Annotated in this window: 24 protein-coding genes and 1 pseudogene; 9 read left to right on the top strand and 16 right to left on the bottom strand. The window is 67.8% G+C overall.

The genetic code is table 11. The features are described 5' to 3' along the window. Nucleotides 1-11: 11 nt before the first annotated feature. The 3 genes and pseudogenes from RGU41_RS10800 to fbaA all read right to left on the bottom strand — a co-directional run bounded on the left by RGU41_RS10800 (nt 12) and on the right by fbaA (nt 2,634). The gene (locus RGU41_RS10800) at nt 12-563 is read right to left on the bottom strand and encodes a DUF6264 family protein (protein WP_134449496.1); all 552 of its coding nucleotides are present in this window, start codon (nt 561-563) and stop codon (nt 12-14) included. Beyond that, entirely contained in the window at nt 541-1,590 is a 1,050-nt protein-coding gene (locus RGU41_RS10795) for a class I SAM-dependent methyltransferase (protein WP_134558099.1), read from the bottom strand. Before RGU41_RS10795 ends, RGU41_RS10800 begins: the two co-directional genes overlap by 23 nt. Nucleotides 1,591-1,609: 19 nt before the next feature. Then, a pseudogene (gene fbaA / locus RGU41_RS10790) lies at nt 1,610-2,634 on the bottom strand (class II fructose-bisphosphate aldolase). 246 nt (nt 2,635-2,880) lie between these two features. On the opposite strand from fbaA, the gene glpX reads away from it, so the two are divergent. Further along, the gene (gene glpX / locus RGU41_RS10785) at nt 2,881-3,813 is read left to right on the top strand and encodes a class II fructose-bisphosphatase (protein WP_134449619.1); all 933 of its coding nucleotides are present in this window, start codon (nt 2,881-2,883) and stop codon (nt 3,811-3,813) included. 126 nt (nt 3,814-3,939) lie between these two features. Here glpX and rmuC (RGU41_RS10780) read toward each other — a convergent pair whose 3' ends face one another. The 4 genes from rmuC (RGU41_RS10780) to RGU41_RS10765 all read right to left on the bottom strand — a co-directional run bounded on the left by rmuC (RGU41_RS10780) (nt 3,940) and on the right by RGU41_RS10765 (nt 6,649). Then, the gene (rmuC, locus tag RGU41_RS10780) at nt 3,940-4,422 is read right to left on the bottom strand and encodes a DNA recombination protein RmuC (RefSeq protein ID WP_322136207.1); all 483 of its coding nucleotides are present in this window, start codon (nt 4,420-4,422) and stop codon (nt 3,940-3,942) included. Next, nucleotides 4,419-5,294, bottom strand: coding sequence for a DNA recombination protein RmuC (rmuC, locus tag RGU41_RS10775; protein ID WP_322136206.1), 876 nt, complete (start codon nt 5,292-5,294; stop codon nt 4,419-4,421). The genes rmuC (RGU41_RS10780) and rmuC (RGU41_RS10775) overlap by 4 nt, the downstream gene beginning before the upstream one ends. A gap of 100 nt (nt 5,295-5,394) precedes the next feature. After that, a complete protein-coding gene (locus RGU41_RS10770; RefSeq protein WP_322136205.1) occupies nt 5,395-6,006 on the bottom strand; it encodes a hypothetical protein in 612 nt (203 codons plus the stop codon). A gap of 25 nt (nt 6,007-6,031) precedes the next feature. Beyond that, nucleotides 6,032-6,649, bottom strand: a complete 618-nt coding sequence (locus tag RGU41_RS10765) for an exonuclease domain-containing protein (protein WP_134449501.1) — start codon at nt 6,647-6,649, stop codon at nt 6,032-6,034. Between the two features lie 63 nt (nt 6,650-6,712). On the opposite strand from RGU41_RS10765, the gene ychF reads away from it, so the two are divergent. Further along, nucleotides 6,713-7,786 carry a redox-regulated ATPase YchF gene (gene ychF, locus RGU41_RS10760; RefSeq protein WP_134449502.1) on the top strand — a complete coding sequence of 358 codons (1,074 nt, stop codon included), beginning with the start codon at nt 6,713-6,715 and terminating at the stop codon, nt 7,784-7,786. 394 nt (nt 7,787-8,180) lie between these two features. Here the strand turns inward: ychF and RGU41_RS10755 are convergent, their stop codons facing one another. After that, the gene (locus tag RGU41_RS10755) at nt 8,181-8,507 is read right to left on the bottom strand and encodes a hypothetical protein (RefSeq protein WP_322136204.1); all 327 of its coding nucleotides are present in this window, start codon (nt 8,505-8,507) and stop codon (nt 8,181-8,183) included. Between RGU41_RS10755 and RGU41_RS10750 the strand changes: the two genes are divergently transcribed. Beyond that, on the top strand, nt 8,497-9,171 hold the full coding sequence (locus RGU41_RS10750) for an SDR family NAD(P)-dependent oxidoreductase (protein WP_322136203.1): 675 nt from the start codon (nt 8,497-8,499) through the stop codon (nt 9,169-9,171). The genes RGU41_RS10755 and RGU41_RS10750 overlap by 11 nt on opposite strands. A 221-nt stretch (nt 9,172-9,392) precedes the next feature. Here the strand turns inward: RGU41_RS10750 and RGU41_RS10745 are convergent, their stop codons facing one another. Next, a complete protein-coding gene (locus tag RGU41_RS10745) occupies nt 9,393-10,175 on the bottom strand; it encodes an SDR family oxidoreductase (RefSeq protein ID WP_134449505.1) in 783 nt (260 codons plus the stop codon). Nucleotides 10,176-10,405: 230 nt separating this feature from the next. Between RGU41_RS10745 and RGU41_RS10740 the strand changes: the two genes are divergently transcribed. The 3 genes from RGU41_RS10740 (at nt 10,406) to RGU41_RS10730 (ending at nt 13,238) form a co-directional block, all read left to right on the top strand. Beyond that, nucleotides 10,406-11,086, top strand: a complete 681-nt coding sequence (locus tag RGU41_RS10740; RefSeq protein ID WP_322136202.1) for a hypothetical protein — start codon at nt 10,406-10,408, stop codon at nt 11,084-11,086. A gap of 63 nt (nt 11,087-11,149) precedes the next feature. Next, entirely contained in the window at nt 11,150-11,614 is a 465-nt protein-coding gene (locus tag RGU41_RS10735; RefSeq protein WP_322136201.1) for a phage tail protein, read from the top strand. 175 nt (nt 11,615-11,789) lie between these two features. Further along, on the top strand, nt 11,790-13,238 hold the full coding sequence (locus tag RGU41_RS10730; protein WP_322136200.1) for an HNH endonuclease signature motif containing protein: 1,449 nt from the start codon (nt 11,790-11,792) through the stop codon (nt 13,236-13,238). Between the two features lie 22 nt (nt 13,239-13,260). On the opposite strand, the gene RGU41_RS10725 is transcribed toward RGU41_RS10730, so the two are convergent. From RGU41_RS10725 to RGU41_RS10700, 6 genes are all read right to left on the bottom strand, one after another. Then, complete coding sequence (locus RGU41_RS10725) at nt 13,261-14,025, bottom strand: DUF2306 domain-containing protein (RefSeq protein WP_322136199.1); 765 nt, start codon at nt 14,023-14,025, stop codon at nt 13,261-13,263. Further along, on the bottom strand, nt 14,022-14,273 hold the full coding sequence (locus tag RGU41_RS10720) for a hypothetical protein (protein WP_134449509.1): 252 nt from the start codon (nt 14,271-14,273) through the stop codon (nt 14,022-14,024). Before RGU41_RS10720 ends, RGU41_RS10725 begins: the two co-directional genes overlap by 4 nt. A gap of 33 nt (nt 14,274-14,306) precedes the next feature. Next, entirely contained in the window at nt 14,307-14,657 is a 351-nt protein-coding gene (locus RGU41_RS10715) for a hypothetical protein (RefSeq protein ID WP_322136198.1), read from the bottom strand. Next, nucleotides 14,618-14,992, bottom strand: a complete 375-nt coding sequence (locus RGU41_RS10710) for a hypothetical protein (RefSeq protein ID WP_322136197.1) — start codon at nt 14,990-14,992, stop codon at nt 14,618-14,620. Before RGU41_RS10710 ends, RGU41_RS10715 begins: the two co-directional genes overlap by 40 nt. A gap of 111 nt (nt 14,993-15,103) precedes the next feature. After that, nucleotides 15,104-17,818, bottom strand: a complete 2,715-nt coding sequence (locus tag RGU41_RS10705) for a LuxR C-terminal-related transcriptional regulator (RefSeq protein WP_322136196.1) — start codon at nt 17,816-17,818, stop codon at nt 15,104-15,106. A 48-nt stretch (nt 17,819-17,866) separates the two neighbouring features. Then, nucleotides 17,867-18,979, bottom strand: coding sequence for a hypothetical protein (locus RGU41_RS10700; RefSeq protein ID WP_322136195.1), 1,113 nt, complete (start codon nt 18,977-18,979; stop codon nt 17,867-17,869). Nucleotides 18,980-19,217: 238 nt separating this feature from the next. Here RGU41_RS10700 and RGU41_RS10695 point away from each other — a divergent pair, with 238 nt between their 5' ends. Next, nucleotides 19,218-19,790, top strand: coding sequence for an HhH-GPD-type base excision DNA repair protein (locus tag RGU41_RS10695; protein ID WP_322136194.1), 573 nt, complete (start codon nt 19,218-19,220; stop codon nt 19,788-19,790). Nucleotides 19,791-19,798: 8 nt separating this feature from the next. On the opposite strand, the gene RGU41_RS10690 is transcribed toward RGU41_RS10695, so the two are convergent. Beyond that, complete coding sequence (locus tag RGU41_RS10690) at nt 19,799-20,485, bottom strand: hypothetical protein (RefSeq protein ID WP_322136193.1); 687 nt, start codon at nt 20,483-20,485, stop codon at nt 19,799-19,801. 311 nt (nt 20,486-20,796) lie between these two features. Here RGU41_RS10690 and RGU41_RS10685 point away from each other — a divergent pair, with 311 nt between their 5' ends. Both RGU41_RS10685 and RGU41_RS10680 read left to right on the top strand, forming a co-directional pair. Then, complete coding sequence (locus tag RGU41_RS10685) at nt 20,797-21,225, top strand: DUF1761 domain-containing protein (protein WP_166787384.1); 429 nt, start codon at nt 20,797-20,799, stop codon at nt 21,223-21,225. Between the two features lie 38 nt (nt 21,226-21,263). Next, the gene (locus RGU41_RS10680) at nt 21,264-21,629 is read left to right on the top strand and encodes a zinc ribbon domain-containing protein YjdM (protein ID WP_134449516.1); all 366 of its coding nucleotides are present in this window, start codon (nt 21,264-21,266) and stop codon (nt 21,627-21,629) included. The last annotated feature ends 30 nt before the right edge of the window (nt 21,630-21,659 follow it).

Genomic DNA, 21,659 nt, shown 5'->3' with positions numbered 1-21,659 from the left:
CGCGTGGATGCCTACGGCTGGCTGTAGAAGTCGATCAGCGTCGGGTCGGTGGTCACGACGACCATCATGAAGGCGAAGATCACCACGAGCGCGATCACCGCGCCGATCACCGGGACGTAGAACGCCCGCTTGCGGCGTGAGATGAGCAGGATCGCCGCGGCGGCGGTGAGCAGCCAGACGATCGCTTCGGTGATTCCGCCCGCCGTGACGAGCCCGGCGACGGAGGAGTCCGGCACGTAGGTACCGAGGTGGGACTGGGTGTAGAGCATCTGGATGGCGTCGGGGAGGGCGTTGAGCACCCCGATCGACATGAAGGTCGCGGCGAGGCCGAGCGCGAGCAGGCCGAGGGTGACCCGCCGGTCCCAGGCGGGAACATCGGGCCTGGCCGGTCCGGTCAGAGTACCAAGCGACGGCGCGGAGACAGCGGAGTTCGGGCCAGCGGTTGGCGAGCGTGGCGTTGTGACGCCCGGATCCCAGCTCCAGCCCTCAGGGGCCAGCTCCCCGTAGCGGGGCTGGGGCCGGGGGTCCCGGCGGGGGCTGTCAGGGACGTTTTCGCTGGGCACGGGGGAGCCGTTCGACTAATTTGCGGGTGAGGAAGGCGACGGGGTGCGTCTTCATATAGGTGAGGTGCGCCCGGAGACCGGCTACTTCGCCGGCCAGGGCATCCCTGGCGGCGGAGGTGGCGACGAGCTCGGCCGTCGCGGCGTCCCGTTCGGCCAGGGCGGTTGCTTTGTCAGCGGCGAGGAGGTCCGCCTCGAGGCGGGCCTGGGCGGCTGTGACGAGGGCGGCATCCGTGTTCTTGAGCGCCTCGTTCTCGGCGGCGATCCGGTTCGCGAATCCGAGGATCTCGTCGGGTGGTGTTGCACGCGTGCGGATCGGCGCGGTGTTCCGCGGCAGGGAGGCCAGGGGGATCGCGACTCCGACGTACTGGTAGACGTGGCTGTCCGTGGCCTTGAGGAGGTCGAAGAACGTCTCGTCCGCGGTGAGTCCGAGGCCGGCAAGACGTTCGGTCACCCAGCGTTCCGGATATTCCGAGACGACGGGGTCCTCCTCACGGATGCCGTAACCGGCGGCCGTGAACATGTCTTCGATCTCGAAGGCATCGTAGAAATGCAGGTGGGTCTTGTCGAGCAGCCCGGTCTCCGTGTAGGTGAACCGGCCCTCGAGCAGGTCCAGCCGTACGGAAAGGTGACCCATATTGGGAATCGAGTAGACCACTACTCCGCCGGGCCGCAGCAGGGCGCGAATGGCCACGAGGGTCGCGCGCGGGTCTGGCAGGTGTTCGAGGACGTCGGCGAACAGCACGACGTCGAAAGCTCCGAGCCCGGCGACGGCGGCCGTGTCGCTCACGTCGAGCACGTAGGCCTCGGAGATCTTGCCCCGCGCCTCGTCGATGTCGACCGGATTCAGGTCGACACCGACGACGGTGCAGTTATTCATCTGTTCCAGGGCTTCACCGAAATTTCCGGCCGAGCACCCCACATCCAGCACCCTCGATCCTTCAGGAATGAAGGAGAGCATGTTGGACCAGCTGTTGTTGCGGGTTCCCCGCACGAACAGGTGGCTGGAGTACGCCGATGTTTCGCCCATTGGATGAATTTACTCCGGATTAGCTCTCCGAGTGTCCAGCGGAGCCGAGCTGCTGGGTGGCTTCGACGACGCGGGCGGCCATCGCCGTCTCGGCGACCTTGCCCCAGGCGCGCGGGTCATACAGCTTCTTGTTGCCGACTTCGCCGTCGATCTTGAGGACGCCGTCGTAGTTCTTCAGCATGTAGCCGGCGACGGCACGCGTGAACGCGTACTGGGTGTCGGTGTCGATGTTCATCTTCACGACGCCGTTGGCGACGGCTTCGGCGATCTCGTCGGCGGTCGAGCCGGACCCGCCGTGGAAGACGAGGTCAAGCGGCTTCGGGCCGGTGCCGTACTTGGCGGCGAGGCCGTCCTGGATCTCCTTGAGGAGCTCCGGGCGCAGCTTCACGTTGCCGGGCTTGTAGACACCGTGGACGTTGCCGAAGGTCAGCGCGGCCATGTAGCGGCCGTCTTCGCCGAGGCCGAGGGCGTCGATCATGGCGCTCGCGTCGGCGAGGGTCGTGTACAGGTTCTCGTTGATGTCGCCCTCGACACCGTCTTCTTCGCCTCCGACGGCGCCGATCTCGACCTCGAGGATCGCGTTGATGTTCTTGGTGCGCTTGAGGATGTCCTTCGCGATGACGAGGTTCTCGGCGAGCGGGATGGCGGAACCGTCCCACATGTGCGACTGGAAGATCGGGTTGCGCCCGGCCTTGACTTCGGCTTCCGAAGCGGCGATGAGGGGAGGACGAAGTCGTCCAGGGCGCCCTTGGGGCAGTGGTCCGTGTGCAGGGCAACGGTAACGGGGTAATTGTCGGCGACGGACTGCACGAAGTGAGCCATGGCGAGCGCACCGGATGCGCGGTTCTTGACCGTGTGGCCGGCGAAATAATCGGCGCCACCGGTGGTGACCTGGATGATGCCGTCGGAGCCGGCTTCAGTCAGGCCCTGCAGGACGGCATTAATGCTCTGGGAAGACGCAACGTTGAACGCCGGGTAAGCGAAACCCTGGGTCTTGGCTTTGTTGAGCATCTCTGCATACTGGTCTGGGGTTGCGATGGGCATGTTTCTGCGTCTCCTCGGTTGTACAGATTCGGTCTTCCCATCCTACCGATGGCGGCTGGATGGCTGGACGGGAAACATCAGCCGTTCCCGCTGGGCGGGCGCTAGGCTCTTAAACGGCAGCGCTGGGCGACCGGCGCCGGCCCAACGCTGGGCCTTGCCACTGCCGCACTCTTCGTCCGGGAAGGACCATCTGTGAACAGCCCCGAAATCGCCCCCAATTTCACCCACCCGGACCGAAACCTGGCCATGGAGCTGGTGCGCGCGACCGAAGCCGCGGCTATCCGCGCGGTGCCGTTCATCGGCCGCGGAGACAAGAACGCGGCTGACAAGGCCGCCGTCGACGCGATGCGAGTCTTCCTCGGTACCGTCAACTTCGATGGAGTCATCGTCATCGGCGAGGGCGAGAAGGACAAGGCCCCGATGCTCTTCAACGGCGAGCACGTCGGAAACGGCACCGGTCCGGCCTGCGACATCGCCGTGGACCCCATCGACGGCACGAGCCTCACGGCCGAGGGGCGCCAGAACGCGCTCTCGGTGATCGCCGTATCGTCCCGGGGCACGATGCTCGATGCCTCCTCGGTGTTCTACATGGACAAGATCGTCACGGGCGCCGCCGGCTTCGGCGTCGTGCACCTGGACCAGCCAATCGGCGACAACCTGCGCGCGCTGTCCCAGGCCACCGGCAAGCCCATCGGCGAGATGGTCGTCGCCGTGCTCAACCGTCCGCGCCACGAAGGCCTGATCGACGCGATCCGGAGCGCGGGAGCCGGCACCCGTCTCATGTCCGACGGCGACGTCGCCGGCGGCATCAACGCCGCCCGTTACGGCACCCGCATCGACATGTGCGTCGGTATCGGCGGCAGCCCGGAGGGCATCACGACGGCGTGCGCGCTCAAGGCACTCGGCGGCTTCATGCAGGGCCGACTCGCCCCCAAGGACGACGCCGAACGTGCCAGGGCCATTGCTGCCGGACTCGACGTCGACAAGGTGCTCGACCTCGACGACATGGTCTCGGGAGACAACACCTTCTTCGTCGCTACCGGCGTGACCGACGGCGGTCTCGTCGACGGCGTGCGTCGTAAGGGTCCGATCATTCGCACCGAGAGCATCGTCATGCGCGGCAAGTCCGGCACCGTCCGCCGGGTCGTGGCCGACCACCTCGCCGCCAAGTGGCTGTAGCCCGCGGGCACTGACCTCGCACTGACCGCACCCCCGCATCTCCCTACAACAATCGCCGTTTCGGCCGAGTACCCCCGTTCTTCGGGAGACGCTCGGCCGGAACGGCGATTGTCGTATTGCGCCCGCTCAGTCCGCGCGGTGGGCGGATGCCTCGAGTTCTGCCTCGGCGAGTCCCGCGGCTTCCAGTTCGGTCACGAACTCCCAGGCGACGAGTTCCCGCGGGGACTCCTCGACGCCCGCCAGCGGGGCGAGCACTTTGGACTCGTCGAGTGCGTTGAGCTTGCGCGCCGTCGGCAGGACCTGGCGTTCCATCGAACCGACGAAACCGTTGTAGTCCTTGACGGTGCGCTCGATGGAGCGCCCCAGCTTCTCGATGTGGGTGGCGGTGACGGCCAGCCGGGCGTAGAGCTCGCGGCTGAGGTCGAAGAGCATTTTCGCGTCGTGCGTGAGCACATCCTGTTGCCAGGTGAACGCGACGGTCTTGAGCACCGACCAGAGCGTCACGGGGGAGGCGAGCGCGACCCGTTTGGAGAAGGCGAACTCCATGATCGAAGGGTCGGCTTCGAGAGCGGACGACACGAGCGACTCGCTCGGGATGAACGCGATCACGATCTCGGGGAGGCCTCGAGGCCCTGCCAGTATGCCTTGCTGCCGAGGGCGGTGATGTGGTCGCGCACTGCCTTCACGTGGGCGCCCAGGAGAGCCGTGCGCCGTGCGCCCTCCGCACCGGTGGCCGTCGCCGGGATCTGGCTCGCCTCGAGGAACGCCGTGAACGGCACCTTGGCGTCGACGGCGATGTTCTTGCCTCCGGGCAGGTGCACGACCATGTCAGGCCGGCCGGCGCCCGCGTCTGAGCTGATGCTCGACTGCACGTCGAAATCGACCCGCTCGATGAGCCCGGCGGCCTCGACGACGCTGCGCAGCTGGGTCTCGCCCCAGACTCCGCGCGTGTTGTTGGCGCGTAAAGCGGAAGCCAGTGACTCGGCGGTGCTGCGCAGGCGCTCTTCGGATTCAGTGGCACTGCGGAGTTGCTGGCTGAGCTCGCCGTGCTGCAGGCTGCGCTGGGCCTCGAGTTCGGAGACCTTCAGCTGCATGTCGTGCAGGCTTTCCCGCACCGGGGCCAGGGCCTGCAGGACCTTGCTCTCCCGCTGTTCGCGTTCGGTGCGGGCGGCGGCCTCCTCGCGGTGCCGCTCGTCGAACTCGCGTCCCCGGCGCTGCGCCTCGGCGAGTTGCTCGCGGAGGGCATCCGTCGTGGCCTGCACCGAGGCCAGTTCTTCACGCAGGATGGCCGAGACGGCGGCCTCGGAGGACCGCAGTTCGGCGAGGTCGACCTGGTGGCGGGCTTCGAGAACGGCGGGATCGACGGTGGGCGTGGCTGCGCCGTCCCGGGCGGCGCGGCGTTGCAGCACGATGACCGTGCAGAGGGCGCCGAGTACGGCGCCGAGGGCGATGCCGAGAAGGAGGGTGAGCCAGGGATCCATGTCTCAACCCTGCCAGTGGCCACCGACATTGGCGTCGCGGCAGGCGGGAACCCGCCGAGGAGGGTTCACCGGTCTGGCGACCCGGTGAGCTGGGAGCGCGTCAGGCTTCGAGCGCGAGCGCGAGAGTCAGCATTTCCGGGTCGTTCCGGGTGGTCCGCGACACGACGAGGTGTTCCCGGTTGATCCGCTGCGCGAAGAATCCGAGGTACGGCAGCTGGATGATCGTCGTGAGGCCGCCCTGTCCTGCCGTGACGAGCGCGGGGATGACGCGGTTCTCCGGCAGGGCGCCGAGCGGTGCGGGCATCGTCGTGCGCCACATTCCATAGGCTTCCTGGTCGATGCCGGAGTTCCAGAAGTCCGAGGGCCAGGTCGAGGTCGATGTCGCCGCCCACAGCTCCGCGTCGGTGAGGGTGTCCAGGAGGCGCTGGATCTCCTCGTCCGGGATGCTCACGGTCGGTTCGGCCACGTCGAAGTGGGTCCAGGCCCGCCGCCACTCGGCCAGCCAGCGCTGCACGGCGGCGTCGACGTCGAGGTCGGACGGCCGGCGCGAGGTACCCGGGTCCGGCTCCGAATCCAGGCGCGGAACGCTGTCGATCTCGAGGTGCCAGGCGCTGCGCACGAAGAGCAGGAAGGTCAGGGGCGACCAGCACTCCTCGACGTTGATCTGCATGTCCTGGGGCCAGGGGCTCAGTGGCAGGTCTTCGGAGTCCACGATGGCGGCCCGGATCGTCTTGCTGCTAGCTCAGGGCCATCGGCCCGTGGACCGCGGCCTTCGCTGCGATGGCGACGGGCCCGATGGCTCCGACCGCGACCTTGGTGATCCGGGCCAGGTCTTCGACCGTGTCCGCGCCGTGCCGTTTCGCCGCGTGGATGATGATGGCGGCGCACGCCTCCGCGTCGGCGAGGGCGTCGTGGTGCGCGAAGTCCTCGAAACCGGCCGCCATCGCGGCGACCGGGAGCCGGTACGAGTCGAGGTGGTACGTGCGGCGGGCGACCTGCAGGCTGCACACATAGCTGAAGTCGGGCACCGGGAGTCCCGCGACCGTCGAGGCGGTCTTGATGACGCCGAGGTCGAAGCCGGCGTTGTGGGCCACTAGGGTGTCACCGTCGGCGAAGGCGACCAGTGCCGGGAGCTGCTGGGCCCAGGTCGGGGCGCCGAAGACATCCGCCGGGTAGATGCCGTGGATCTTGATGTTCCACTTCAGGAACTCGTCGTGCCCGGGCGCGGGCTGGATGAACCAGCCGACCCGATCGGTCACGAGCCCGTCACGCACCTTCACGAGCCCGACCGAACACGCGGAGGCGCTTGAGGAGTTGGCGGTTTCGAAGTCGATCGCGGTGAAGTTGAGGGGCACCCCTTCATGCTCTCACGGCCCACCGACAGGCCCGGCGGGGCCCGCCCGGTACGATGGATTCTCGTGGCTCTTACTATTGCAATCGTCGGACTGCCCAATGTCGGCAAGTCCACCCTCTTCAACGCGTTGACCAAGAACAACGTGCTCGCGGCGAACTACCCGTTCGCCACGATCGAGCCGAACGTGGGGATCGTGAACCTGCCGGACTCCCGGCTCGCCGCGCTCGCCGCGATCTTCGGCAGCGAACGCCTGCTCCCGGCACCGGTGTCCTTCGTCGACATCGCCGGCATCGTGCGCGGCGCGAGCGAGGGCGAAGGCCTCGGCAACAAGTTCCTCGCGAACATCCGTGAAGCGGATGCCATCGCGCAGGTCATCCGCGGATTCGCCGACCCCGACGTGGTGCACGTCGACGGCGCCGTGAACCCGGCCGGCGACATGGAGACCATCAACACCGAGCTCATCCTCGCGGACCTGCAGACCCTCGAGAAGGCCATCAGTCGTTTCGAGAAGGAGGTCAAGGGCCGCAAGATGCCTCCGATCGTGCTCGAGACCGCGCTCAAGGCGCAGGCCGTGCTCGACGCCGGCCAGCCGCTGTCGTCCGCGAAGCTCGACATCGAGCCGATCCGGGAACTCGGCCTCCTCACCGCCAAGCCCTTCATCTACGTGTTCAACGTCGACGAGGCCGTGCTGCAGGACGCCGAGAAGCTTGCCGTGCTGGCCGCCCTCGTCGCCCCGGCCAACGCAGTGTTCCTCGACGCCAAGCTCGAGTCAGAGCTCAGCGAGCTCGACGCGGCCGACGCCGCGGAGATGCTCGCCTCGACCGGCCAGGCCGAGAGCGGTCTCGACCAGCTCGCCCGCATCGGCTTCGACACCCTCGGCCTGCAGACCTACCTGACGGCAGGCCCGAAGGAGACCCGCGCGTGGACGATCCACAAGGGCTGGACCGCCCCGCAGGCCGCCGGCGTGATCCACACCGACTTCCAGAAGGGCTTCATCAAGGCCGAAGTCTTCTCCTTCGACGACCTGATCGCCGCCGGCTCCATCGCCGAGGCCCGCGCCAAGGGCAAGGCCCGTATCGAGGGCAAGGAATACGTCATGCAGGACGGCGACGTCGTGGAGTTCCGCTTCAACGTCTAGCCTCCGGCATCCCAATTTCTGAGCGACGACCGGCAGAGGTGCCGGTCGTCGCTCTTCCGTTGTTGGCGTCGCGCGGATGGCACCCGAACCGCGCAGGAGACTCCGAGCGCGAAACAGCCGGGCGAACTTTCTTCGGCCCGTAGGATTCACACCATGAGCTCCGGCCAGGTATTTGCGCTCCTATGGGGACCGTTCGCGATTGCATTCGGAGTGACGTTCATCGTGAAGCGCGCTCGGATATCGGAGTTGGCGAGACGCCAACGACGCCAGCAGGGCCTCCGCGTATCGCAGCGAACTCAATCACCCGCACTGATGGCGGTGAGCGGCGCACTCCTCGTGGTTCTCGGTACCTGCGTATCAATCGGAGCACTCACAGGGCAGATTCGGTGAGTGATCACAACGGACTCGGTTGGCTCACTTCACCAAACGGTCGAATAGTAGCGGCGTTGTGGAACATGTTGATCTGTGCGGCCATCGTCGTGGTTTCGGTTGTGATGGGGATGACCGGACCCCGACCGCATTCATCCTGACAGCTCTCGGCCTCATCATGGAGTGGCAATTTGTGCGCGGATATCTGCGCGCGCGGCAAGCGAAAGTGGCCGAAAAGTAACCGGTCGCGGTCTGCGCTCGTCCGGTTGAGACCCGCTTTCGCGTTAGGCTCGTGCTCCTTGCGATAGTCATCGCAGCAGCATCCATCGAAGGAGACCACCGTGCCCGTCATCGCCATCATCGGAGCCGGACCGGGACTCGGCGCCGCCGTCGCGCGAAGGTTCGGGCGCGAAGGCTTCTCTATTGCCCTGATCGCCAGGAATCAGTCGAAACTCGACGCCATGGCAGCCGAGCTGGCCGCCGCCGGCTTCACCGCGAGGGCGTACGCAGCGGATGTCCTCACGCCGGCATCGCTCGAGGCGGCCCTTGCGCGTGCCGAAGCGGAGCTCGGAGCCATCACGGTGTTGCAGTACAGCCCGCTCCCGTCCCGCGACTACCTGAAGCCGGTTCTCGAGATGACTCCGGAGCTGGCTCTGGAGGCACTGCAGTTCTCGGCCCTCGGGCTCATCCACGCGGCGCGTGCGGTGCTCCCGGCAATGCGGCTGGCGGGGAGCGGCAGCATCATCCTGATCAACGGCGGAACCTCTGTGAAGGCCCGCGCCGGCTTCGCGGGAACCTCGGTGGCCTTCCCGGCCGAGAGCGCCTACGGCGAGATGCTCCACGATGCCCTGTCGGATGAGGGCATCCGGGTCAGCCAGCTTGTGATCCCGGGCGGCATTCCCCAGCTTCAGTTGGCCAACGGCATCGACGGCGTCGCCGATCGCATCTGGGACCTCCACGCCGTCGCCGGACCGTTCCGCACCATGCTCATCCCGCTTGAGGACGGCCGGGAGTAGGTAGCCACCCTGCCCAGCCCGCGACCGCAGGCATCGTCCGGGTGAAGGCTCAGGGTGTGGGCAGGCGGGAGAGCGCCGTCAGGAGCGGTTCCTGCTGTCCGGCCAGACAGACCCGGATCCAGCCCTCGCCGGCGGATCCAAAGGCGGAACCCGGGGCGACGGCCACCCGCTGAGTGAGCAGGAACTTCTCCGCCCACTCGGCGACGTCTCACGCTGTCGTTCTAGAGTTCCTTCGTCAGCCCGCCGTCGATTCTGAAGTCGGCACCCGTGACGTTGCCGGCCCGCCCACTGGCCAGCAGGAGCACGAGGTCCGCGACTTCCCCTGGTTCGGTGAAGCGGCCGGTGGAGAATCCGCCGCCGGCTTCGATGATGCGCTTGCGTGCCTCGTCGGGGGAGACGCCCATGGCCTTAGCGACCGTCGACGCCACCCCGGTTTCGCCCAACCACAGCGGCGTCGAAACCGGCCCGGGGCTGACCGTGTTGAAGCGGATGCCCCGGTCACCGAACTCCTTGGAGAGCGCCTTCGAGAGGTTCCAGACCCCTGCTTTCGCGACGGAATAGTCGATGACTCCGGGGTCGGGAAGGTAAGCGTTCACGGAAGCGATGGTGACCACGGTTCCGCCTCCCCGCTCGATCAGCCGGGGAATGGCCGCTCGGGTCGTGCGCACAACGGCCATCAGATCGAGGTTCAGGGTGTTGAGCCAGTCCTCGTCGGTCACGTCGAGGAATCCCGTAGTGCGCGGTGTGAGCGCACCGACGTTGTTGACGAGGATGTCGAGGCCATCGGCGGCTTCGGCGATCAGCCTGTCCGGGCCGGTCGGGGTCGACAGATCAACCGCAACGAATCGGACAGCGTCGCCGAGAGCGTCGAGTTCGGAGGACGACGATCGGGAGCCTGCGATCACCTGCGCTCCCTCGGCGACGAGCGCGGTGGTCACCGCGAGTCCGATGCCCTTGCTGGCACCCGTGACGACGGCTGTCTTTCCGGCAAGATCGAGATTCATGTTCGGGTTCCTCTGCTCGAAGGTCGAATGGTGAATGTCGTTGAGATGATGGGAGGGGGTTCCGGCATCCGTGGATCCACGGAACCACTGTTCATTCCACTGTGCAATGGGGCGCCCAACCGCCGGAGCCGAAATCCCACATCAGTCGCGATTTTGGCCTATGCGGGCCGGAACTCTGGGTGCGCTAGCCTTCTGGCTAGGTTGATCAGCAAGAACTCGGGGGAATCGACATGGTGCACGACCTATCCGGACTCACCACGGCAAGGCTCGCCGGAATCCTGGCGCTGGGCCTCCTGCTGTCCGGATGCTCCAGCCAGCACGCGGATGCGCCGGCGCCGGGTTCGACCGCTTCTGCCGTTCCGATCGCCAGCACGATCCAGCCCACCGCGGCGCCTACGTCTGCACCTACGGTGACCGCAACAGCGGCTCCACTTAACCTGAACGACCCGAGCTCGTGGATCATCGGCTTCTCCGGTGTCGGACCGATGGTGCTCGGGGCTGATCTGACTTCGACCAAGGAGTCGATGACCGCCTTCAGCCAGACCCTCTGGGACGAGTGCCCCTCACGTTCTGTCGTCACTTTCGCCGAGGCCGGATCCCCCAGCTTCGTCATCGCCGATCAGGGCGGCGACGGCATCATCCAGCAGGTTGTCGTGCAGACCGGGGAGAGCGCGGCTGGCTCCGCCACGTCGTCGGCGCGGACGAGTGCGGGAATCGGAATCGGTGCCACGCTCGACCAGCTCACGATCGCGTACCCCGCGATCACGTACCAGGATGCCGGCACTCCCATCGCCCAGTACGCACTGGCCAGCGGAGAGGGGAAGTGGATCCATTTTGTGGTACTGGAGGACAAGGTGAGCCAGATCATCGTGTCGCCGCAGGCCGGCATCGCTAAAGAACTCTGCGGCTAGTTCGATACTCTGAAGGCGGATGCGGCGCTAGCGTGGGCGGCACCACAAACGAAGAGGGGCCGCATGTCGTACATTGTCGACTTCGTGAACGTATCGACCGTCGGACTTGAATCGTCGCCGGTGACGGACGCGCTCGCCGGCTTGCGGGCCAACGAGGCGCGCTACTTCAAGAACAAATACGATCATGTCTTCACCGTCAGCCCTGTGAGCGACGCTCCGGACGTGCTCGAGTGGGTGAGCCGCATCCTCAGGGAGGAGCGTGACATCGTCATCGCCTCGAGCCCGCTCGAGGTGACCGCCTTCGAAGTCGAGGGAACTCGGATGGCCTACGTGTTCTACGAGTCCGGATTGTCGATCAACGTCATGTACGGCATCGAGGACGGTCAGAAGCGAGCCGTCGGGTTCAAGCTCGCCGGCGGCATGGAGGTGCCCGAAGAACTGGCCACTCGATTCAAATTCGCAAGGCAGAAATCGAAACTGGCCGGCGTCATCCGGGGTTCCTACTTCGTGATCAAGGGCGAGTACTGAGTTCCCGACCCGTCGACGTCGATAGTCCGTGGCGCACCTGTGGCACCGTCCGGACGAGTGTGGCTTAGGCGCCGGCTTGTCCTCAACAAAGTGCTTCTGACCGGGTTTTCCACAGGTGATTCGTGGGCGTGCGGATGCCTCAAGAATGTCGGTGGTCGTTCGTAGAGTGACCGGTATGACAACTGAAAATACCTCAGAACCTCAGCCCGAAAGCACGGCGGAACCCCCGCCCGGGACCCCGCCCGACAGTCCTCCCGACACCTACCTGAACCCCCGGCATCTCAGCCTGGTAGAGCCGTCCCTCGCCGATTTCTATGACGCGATCCGGGAGGCGGACCGGGAGATGAACCGGGCCGCCGCGAAGCGGGCGGCCGCGGTCTACACCGCCCAACGGGTGCTCGCCGATGTCGGCCGGGCCCGGGCGGAGGCCGCTGAACGCGCCAGCGGCCTGCGCCCGCCGTGGTCGCCGGAGGAGGCCACGAAGGAGGAGTTCACGTGCGAGGTCGGCGCCCTGCTGCGGCTCCCGCGCCGGACGGCGGAGACCCTGATCGAAGCCAGCCGCACCCTCGCGGAGGACCTCCCCGTGACCCGGGATGCCCTGGCCTCCGGGGTGATCAGTTACCGGCACGCGCAGGTGATCATGGAGCAGGCCTGGGGCATCCGGGTCGATGACCCGGAAGCGGCCGCGCGGGCGCGTGCGGTGTTCGAGGAGGTCCTTGTCCCGGATGCGGAAGTGCTGACCGTGGCGAAGCTCGCCGACCGGGCCCGAAGGGTGCGGGAACGCACCCACCCGGAAACCATCACCGCGAGGCACCAGAAAAGCGTCGAGGACCGGCATGTGGTGTTCCAGGCCCTCAACGACGGCATGGCGTCGCTGTACCTGACCGGGGATGCCGAGAAGGTGCAGGCCGCGTACCACCGCACTCTCGACACCGCCCTGACCCTGCAGGGCCCGGACGAGGTCCGCACCCTGACCCAGATCGCGGCCGATGTGCTCACCGACGTCCTGATCAGTGGGGTCACCCCGGATGGACTGGGCAAAGGGGTGACCGCGCAGGTCAACGTCACCGTTCCGGTGCTGACCTTGTTGGGGAAGAGCGAGGAGCCCGGGTATCTGACCGGGTACGGACCCATCGACCCCGACACCGCGAGGCGTCTCGCCGCCGGGGCGCCGAGCTTCACCCGGCTCCTCACCCACCCGGAAACCGGCGTCGTGCTCTCGATGGGACGCGACACCTACAAACCGCCCGCGGCTTTGAAGAAGTGGCTCGAGGTACGGGATGAAACCTGCACCTTCCCCGGCTGCCGCCGCTCCGCCAAACGATCAGACCTCGATCACAGTGTGGAGTGGCAACACGGCGGGGAGACCGACGCGATGAACCTCGCCCATCTCTGCCCGTATCACCACGCGGTCAAGAGCTACACCCGGTGGACGCCCAGGCACCTCGGCGACGGTCGCATCGAATGGACCTCCCCCGCCGGGTACAGCTACATCGTCGAACCCTCCGCCGACATGAGACCACCCCGGAAACCCAAACCCGAACCGAAACCACCGGTCCCGATCGTTGACGTCTGGAACCTTGACCCCGCACCCGACGACCCCGACGACCCGACACCGTTCTAGAACGGACCTGGGCCGACGCCGTCTAGGGACGGCGACGGCGCCGACTGCGGATGAGGTACTCGGCGACCGTCAGGTTCAGGACCCAGGCGGCACCCATCAGGACCGCGCGGGAGGGCTCGTCCTGCGCCCCGAAAAGGATCGCCCCCGGGATCAGCAGCAGCGCCTGCGTGCCTGCGGCGACGGCTATCGCGTAGGCCCGAGTCATCCACTCGCCGTGCCTGACGAAATCGCGGCGCAGGATCGCGCGGATACCGAGAACGAGGCTCACGGCCATCGCCGATCCGAAGAAGAGCCGAATCACGCCGAGGGCGATGCCGTCACCCGGCGGGTGCGGGTAGAGCACCACCATCCACAGGCCGGACAGCGCGGAGAGCAGGCCGGCGGGGATGAGGATGACTCCCGCGATGCGGTGCCACCTGCTCGCCCGGCGCCGCAGGGCGGGAACGAACTGGAAGGCGCCGAGGAGGCAGAAGACGGTCACGCTGACGATGTGCGTGACGACGGGCATGGGGGAGTCGAGGAACCGGACGTTGTGCTCGGTGGCGGTGGAGCCCCCTGTCAGCTCGGTGAGGCGCGCAGCCCCGGCGAGAATCGGGATGAGGCTCAGCAGGATCAGTCCGGCCGGTGCGAGCCATTGCGGCCGCGGAGTTCGCGTGCGTGCCCGGGTGCGATCAGCGCGAGGAACCGCGGCAGCCGGCCTGTCCTGCGTTGCACCGTCTTGTGTCGGCCTGTCCCGTGTCGCCTTGTCCCGTGTCGACGTGTCTCGAGTGATCTTGTGGTTCGTCACCGGTCACTCCTTGTCAGGACGTTGACCGAGATCAACGTGGCTCCGAGGTCTGCGACCCGTCTCAGTAGCCCGTGCAGGGCGGCCTGGTCCACGACCGGGCCGGTGAGGGTCGTTGTCCCGTCGTTCGCCTCGGTCAGCCGGAAGCCGTCGAACCAGTCGGTCCAACAGGCATCCAGCTGCCCCTGAAGCCGGATCTCGTAGGTGTCGAGTTCACCGCGCCCGAGGGGCGCCACGTGTCCGTTTTTCATGTCATTCCTCCTCGGTGGTCCGGCGAATCCGGGTCAGACCGTCGGCGTCGTGTCGAGCCGTGCAGGGTTGACCGCCGCGGGCGCCGTCGTTGTGCGCAGGTTCGACCACAGGGAGTATCGGAGCCAGATCAGGGCCAGGCCCATGGGGATGGCGGCCATCCGTTCGAGGGTGTGCGGGAGCAGTGCGCCCGCGATGGGCGTCACGGCCGCTGCGACGATCAGAAGGATGCCGGCCCCGCGTGACAGGACACGGGCCCGGAGGATGGAAATGCCGAACAGCAGGGCGCCGACGACGTAGAGCAGACCGCCGACCTGGGGGAGCGCCGCGAGGGGGCCGAGGTCGTTCACGGCCGGGTAGCGGCCGAACAGTCCGACGATGTCCACGGCGAGCTGGGGGCTGCGGTCGCGACCAGGGGCGCGATGAGGGCTTCGGTGAAGTTGAAGGATGCCTGCAGGATGAAGAAGAATCCGAACATCAGGTAGGCGATCAGGCCGAGCAGCCCGAACTTCTGCACCTGCCGCAGGTAGATTCCGGTGAGACCGATCATGGCCAGAACGGCCATGCCGAAGCTGAGGACGTGCACCGTGATCCACATCTGAGTGGAGAGCGAGGCGACCACGTCGGCCGGGTGGATGAACTGGATGATGATGTAGATGAGCCCGGAGAGTGCGGCCGCTCCGGCGGCCGCGCGGGTGAGGGTGGATGTCGTGATGCTCATGAGAGGCTCCGATGTTCTGCGTGACCCAGGCGGTTGCCTGAAGACACCCTGAATCTAGGGAGACATGTGATGACGGGGCATCACTCCACGTGGTGATCCCTGTGGTGATTGTCAGACGAGGCCGAGCTTTTCAGCGCGACGGATCGCATCCGCCCGGTTGGTGACCTCGAGTTTGCCGAAGATATGCCGGGTGTGGGTGCGCAGGGTGTTCACGGAGACGTACAGTTCGCGGGCGATCTCGGGCCCGCTCAACTCGGTCGCCAGAAGCCTGAGCACGTGCAGTTCGCGTTCGCTCAGCGTTTCGGCGAGCGGCCGGGCGGATGCCCCCGGATCGTCCTCGCGCACGAACGCCGCGCTGAGGCCGCGAGCATAGTCGGGGGCGATTCCCTCGTCGGCTGCCGTTCGGAGAAGCGCGGCCATCGGCTCGCCCTCGTCCAGGAAGAGCCGTACGTACCCCTCTGGTTCCGCCTGGGCGAGGGCGCGCGCGAGCGGGCGGAGCGCCAGGTCCGTGTTGCCGGCTGCCGCGTGCGCCAACGTCTGCAGGACCAGGATCTCGTTCACCCGGCCGGCGCGGCCACCGGCATCCGCCGCTTCGAGCAAGCGGTCGAGCAGGGCCGCTGTCGCGTCGAGGGAGCCGGCCTGTGGATCGGACGTGTGCCGTGCGATCGAGAGCCTCGCCAGCGTGAGGTGGTCGAACTCGCGCAGGTAACCCGGCGCATCCGTTGTCGCGAGCCCCTGGCTGTCTGCCCAGCCCTGGGCATCACCGAGCCGTCCCTGCTTGATCCAGAGCCTGGCCTTCATCGCGGCAAGAGGCCGCACCTCCGGGAAGAACCCGGGCCGGTACAGGCGCTCCGCGGCGCCGAGCGCGTCAAGGGCGTCGTCGAGTCGTCCCTCCGCCTCGTCGATCCGGGACATCGCGGCGAACCAGCGATACCGGTTTTCGGGCAGGGACGCCCGCTCGCCGAGTGCCTGGCCGATCAGTAATTGCTCCCGGGCGGCGGGCAGGTCGGAGCGTTCACGAAGGAGCTCACTGACGGCGACGTGGAGGTCTGCCGTCGACTGGGGAACCGGCTCTCCCTGTTCCGCCGCGAGGCGCAGGGCATCCTCGCAGGCGCGCTGGGCGTCTCGCAGCCGCCCCTGTTGGATGAGGAGGTCGGCCATGACGATCGTGGTGCCGAGCATGTCGGCCAGGTTGCCGGATCGCCGGAGGCTCGTCGCGACCTCGCCGAACGCGTCGACCGCGGCGCCGAGGTCGCCGACGGCCCAGGACGCCAGCCCGAGAAAACCGGATGCTGCGCCGCGCCCGAAGTGGTCGTCGGGGCCGGTGAGATCGAGGGCCCGGCGCGCCTGCACCTGGGTTCCCGCGACGTCGCCGCGCGCCTGTGCGACCGCGGCACGGTACAGGGCGATCGTGACGGGGAGTATCCGCAGTTCCGCGCCTGCTGCCGAATCATGGGCCGGCGTGCCGTCGTCCGTTGGTGCGCCGAGAGCCCGCTCGGCGTCCGCCAGCAACGGTTCGACGGCATCCACATCACCGGACACGAGCAATGACCAGGCGCGGTAGACGCCCAGAACGGGCCTGCGCCTGATGACGTCGCCCGGAAGCAGCGCGAGCCAGCCGAGCAGGGTCGCATCCTGCCTGCTCTTGCGCACGCCGGGCACCGTCGACTCGATCACCCTGGCGGCCCGCCCGAAATCCCCGGCGGCCAGGGCCTGAGCGACTGCATCTTCCGGCAGCCCATTCCGTTCGAACCACTCGCTGGCGCGCCGGTGCAGGTCCGGTACCCGGTCGGGACCGTCCGCAAGCACGCGAGCCGTCAGCACGTCGGCGAAGAGGTGGTGATAGCGATACCACTCGCGCCGGTCGTCGAGGGGGACGACGAAGAGGTTGTCCCGCTCGAGGGCCGCGAGCATCTCGCCGCTGTCGGAGCGACCGGTGACCGCGTCGCACAGGGGAGCGCTCAGTCGGCCGAGGATCGCGGTGTCGAAGAGGAAGGCGCGGACGTGATCGGGCTGGCGGTGCAGCACCTCTTCGGCGAGGTAGTCGATCACGAACCGGTGACTGCCGGTGAAGCCCTGGATGAAACCGCCCACGTCCGAGCGGTCCCGCATGGACAGTGCCGCAAGCTGGAGGCCTGCGATCCAGCCCTCCGTCCGGGTGTCGAGGGCGGCGACGTGCGCGGGGGAGAGCCCCAGGTGCATGACCTCGTTCAGGAACGCTGCGGCCTCATCGGGAGTGAAGCGCAGGTCCGCGGCACGCAACTCGGTCAACTCGCCCCGCGCGCGCAGCCTGGCCAGCGGCAGGAGCGGGTCGGAGCGACTCAGGATGGCCAGGTGCAGGTTCGGCGGCAGGTGATCGATCAGGAACACGAGCCCGTCGCGGATCGTGCCGTCCTCGATGAGGTGGAAGTCGTCGAGCACCAGGACCATCGGGTGCTGTGCTGCCGCCACGTCATTGATGAGCGCGGCCATCGTGCCCTCGATCGACGAAAGCGGAAGTGCGTGTGCATCCGCGGCGACCGCGGGATCGGCTCGGTGCAGGGCCGCTACGAGGTACGTGAGGAACCGTGAGGGATCGTTATCGCTCGCGTCGAGCGAGAGCCAGGCGACACGAGCGCCGGGTTCACCGGCCACGGTGTCGGCGATCCACTGGCTCGCCACCGTGGTCTTACCGAATCCGGCCGGCGCCGACAGAAGAGTCGCCCGGTGACCGGCGCGGAGCCCCTCCCGCAAACGCGCGATGAGGCGGGGGCGGGAGACGGCGTTCGGTCGGGGCGACGGGATGAAGAGCTTCGTGGCCAGAACGGGCAGGGGCGATTCGCTCATTCGCTCATCAGAGCACCTCGGCCGGCTTTCGGCAACAACGGCGCCGCGTCACGTGGCGGGCACGGCGGCGACATTGAGCGCCTCGATGTCCGCATAGAGTCGTTCCACCTCCGTGCGCGCCGCCGGGGCTGCGGCTTCGGCCGCGTCGAGTTCGCTCTGACGCTGCGACTGGTCTGACTCCCTCGTCGCGAATTCGGCCAGTCTGCCGGCCAGATAGCTACCATACGGCTCACCGCCCGCGGTGCCGCCGGAGTCTGCAACGTAGGTGCGGGCGCGGACCTCCGGGGAGAGAGCGTTGTACTCATCGGCCTGCCGGTTGTACCAGGCGCGGTCGGCGGCCAGTTGCGCACGGTCGGCCTGCAACTGCGCGCCCGCGTCCGCGTTCGCCTGTTCCCGGATGGCGAGGGCATCCGCTTTCGCGCTGTAGTCGGCCTCCAGGCCGTCGCGGAGGGCGCGGTCGGCGTCGTGGATCGCGACGAGCGCACCCCGGTCGCGGAAATAGCGGGCGTAGTACGCCTCGAGCGCCGGGTCGACCGCATCGGCGATCTCGGTCCCGAAATACGCGAATTCCTCGGTGGACCGGTTCTCGGCCGCCGACCCCACCGAGGAATCGACGCTGGCCTGAATCGGGTCGTCCGCCGCAATGGTGGACCAGCGCTTGTCGAGGAGCGCGTCGAGGCGCGCCTGCTCGACGGACGTGAGCCGGGCGTACGCGGCGTGCAGGAACTCGTGGGCAGCCGTCACCACGATCTGGTCGGCCAGCCTGGCGTCGGTGGGGCGGAAGATCGCTATCCGTCCGAAGTGTTCCCCGAGACCGTAGAAGCAACCGACGGTCGCGAAGTCCCCGTGGACGGTCCCATCCGGTGTCCCTTCGCAGGCCTTGCGAAAATCACCGCTGTCGAGGAGCTGCGGACGTGTGGTCAGGAAGATATCCCTGCCTTCGTCACTGAAGCCGATCCGGTCGGCGATCGGCGAGAGATCCGCCGAGAGCGAGTACGCTGCGGAACCAGCGAGCGGGCTCGATGGGAGGTAGGTGGCGGCCAGCGTCACACCGGCGACGGTCCCGAGCACGATTCCGAAGACGGTGCCCCGCAGTCGCCACCGGGGCGGTCGCCGCGCCGGGCGCGGGGCCCAGTCCTGGCCGGATTCGAAGAGCGTCACCCGCGGAGTATGACACGCGCGCGTGAACCAGGAGGCATCCGCTCCGGTCGGCTCGCCCCTCATGCCCCGAAGGCGGGGTACCGTCGCCGATGCACCCTGATCGGCAAACCGCGCCAGCCGTTTCGGGCGCGGGCTGCCGAAGCGGGCACGCTGATCACTCCGGCAGCCGCTGTCGCTGCCGCTGGTTTCTCGCGGCGTCGACCGCGCGGCCCTGCCCCGCCGGTGCCACAATGGCGGCATGACGCTGCACATCACCGGCGACGACGCCTCAGACGCCCTGCTCAGCGAAGACCCGTTCGCCCTCCTGGTCGGGATGCTCCTGGACCAGCAGGTACCGATGGAGACGGCATTCGCCGGGCCGGCCAAGATCCGGGACCGGATCGGCACCCTGGAACCCGCGAGGATTGCGGCGCTCGACGCCGATTCCTTTGTCGAAGTCTTCCGAACGACGCCGGCCGTGCACCGTTTTCCCGGCTCGATGGCCGGACGGGTGCAAGCGCTCGCCGAGGTCGTCGCGCGGGACTGGAACAGCGACGCCTCCGCGATCTGGACCTCCGGGGCCCCCGACGGCGCAGAGGTGCTCCGTCGACTCAGGGCGCTGCCCGGTTTCGGCGAGCAGAAGGCGAAGATCTTCCTGGCCATCCTCGGGAAGCGATTCGCTCTCGCCGCGCCGGGCTGGCAGGAGGCGTCTGCGCCGTACGGGCAGGACGGCTCGCACGCATCCGTTGCCGACATCGTCGATGCCGAGTCGCTCGCGCGGGTACGGGAGACCAAGCGGGCGGCCAAGGCGGCCGCGAAGACGACGGCCTAATCTCGTCGTTACGCCGTTACGGCCATTACAGGAGGCGGATGCCGGTGGCCGGCTGAGTCCGTGTCAGCAGTAGAACTGGCCGAGGCCGGCGGGGGCCGCGATCGCGGACAACACGCCCCCTCCCCGACGAGGGCAGCGCCGCCGTACGGCTTGCCCTCCGCGTTCCGGCCGGCGACCTCGAAGACGAGGGGACCGGTGCCGTCGTTGTACTCGTCGATCTTCTGGTCGGCGGGGAGATTCGCGGCGCTCGCGGAGACATCCGTGCCGACGACGAGCCCCGTGCTGGACTGCACGGTCACCCCGGCGGCGCCCACCTGCGCGGAGCGGGCCTGGACTGTCCAGGTGTAGAGCGGCGGGCTCTCGGTGTCTGGAACGTTGACGAGGAACCCGGCGGCCCAGGAGTACGTGGTTGCCGCCCCCGAGCAGCCGGTCTCGGGGTCGGCGCGGGCCACGGTCGGCGCGACCCCGATCGCCGCGGAGAGGAAGGCGACCATGGCCGGGGCGCCGTCGGAGTACGGGGTTGTCGCGATCGTCGCGCCGGTCGCGTCGATGGTGCTGACGGTGAGCGCGCCGATCGAGAGGCGGGCGGCGCTCGCCGTGGCTGTGGGCGCAGGCGAGACCAGCGCAGGGGAGGGGGACGGGGTTGCGAGCGGGGACGAATCGGCTGCGGTGCCCCCGTGGCCGGCCCGGCGCATCCGCTCAGCAGGAGCGCGGCGGCACAAGCCGCAGCAAGGAACAGGACCGGACGTCTCATCGTGCATCCCCCATCACAGGGACGACGAAAATCACCCCTGACCAGAAGCTTCGCACGTCTTCCCTCTCCTGTCACTGTGAGGGATCCAGCCCGGACCGGTGGGAAGGATCGGTTCCGGGATCGAGACACGCGGCGCCTGCTGCCGGTCACCACGATCGCCGACGGCGAACGGAAGCCCAGTACCGGTAGCCGCGGACATCCGCTTGTCGATACAGTCGAGTTCTTCGCGCCGGACGACCGATAGGAACGATTGTGGACCTGACCCACCTCAACTGGCTGGCGATTCTGGCCGCCACCGTCGCCGCCTTCATCGCGGGCGGCATCTGGTTCGGCCCGAAGACGTTCTTCCCGCTCTGGTGGAAACTGATGGGCAAGGACCCGGCGGCGGTGCCGGGCGCCGCCAGCAACATGGCCGTCGTCTTCGGTGCGACGGCCGTCGCCGCGTTCGTCGAAGCCGTCAGCGTCGCCGTCGTGATCTCGTTCGTCGCGCCCGCCACTCCCGGTTTCGGCCCGCTCCAGGGCGCACTCACCGGCTTCCTGCTCGGCATCGGGCTCGCCGCTGCCTCGTCGCTCTCGCACCGGCTCTTCGCCGGGGCCGGATTCCGGGTCTGGCTGATCGAGGTCTCGAGCGACGTGCTCAATCTCACGATCATGGGCCTGATCATCGGGAGCTGGCGCTAACCGCCTGATGCTCGACCCCGCTCGACTACGGTGGGGAAGTGACCGATACCCTGCCCCCGTGCCCCGAATGTTCCAGCGACCTCGCCTACGAGATGGGCGCACTGCTCGTCTGCCCGCTGTGCGGGCACGAATGGGCCGCGGCCGACGTGAGCCTGACGGCCGACCCGGGTGACGCATCCGCCGAGCGCGTGATCACGGATGCCTTCGGAACCGTCCTCGCGGACGGCGACACCGTCACCGTGATCAAGGACCTCAAGGTCAAGGGCAGCTCGACCGTGGTGAAGGTCGGCACGAAGGTGCGCGGCATCCGCCTGGTCGACGGCGTCGGCGACCACGACATCGACTGCAAGATCGACGGCGTCGGAGCGATGCAGCTGAAGTCGAGCGTGGTCAAGAAGGCCTGACCCGAGGCCACGCAAGGTCACGCGACGACC

It is taken from the genome of Cryobacterium sp. 10C3 (genome assembly GCF_034314285.1).
Lineage (GTDB): Bacteria > Actinomycetota > Actinomycetes > Actinomycetales > Microbacteriaceae > Cryobacterium > Cryobacterium glucosi.
This window is presented reverse-complemented; position numbering and strand designations above follow the sequence as displayed.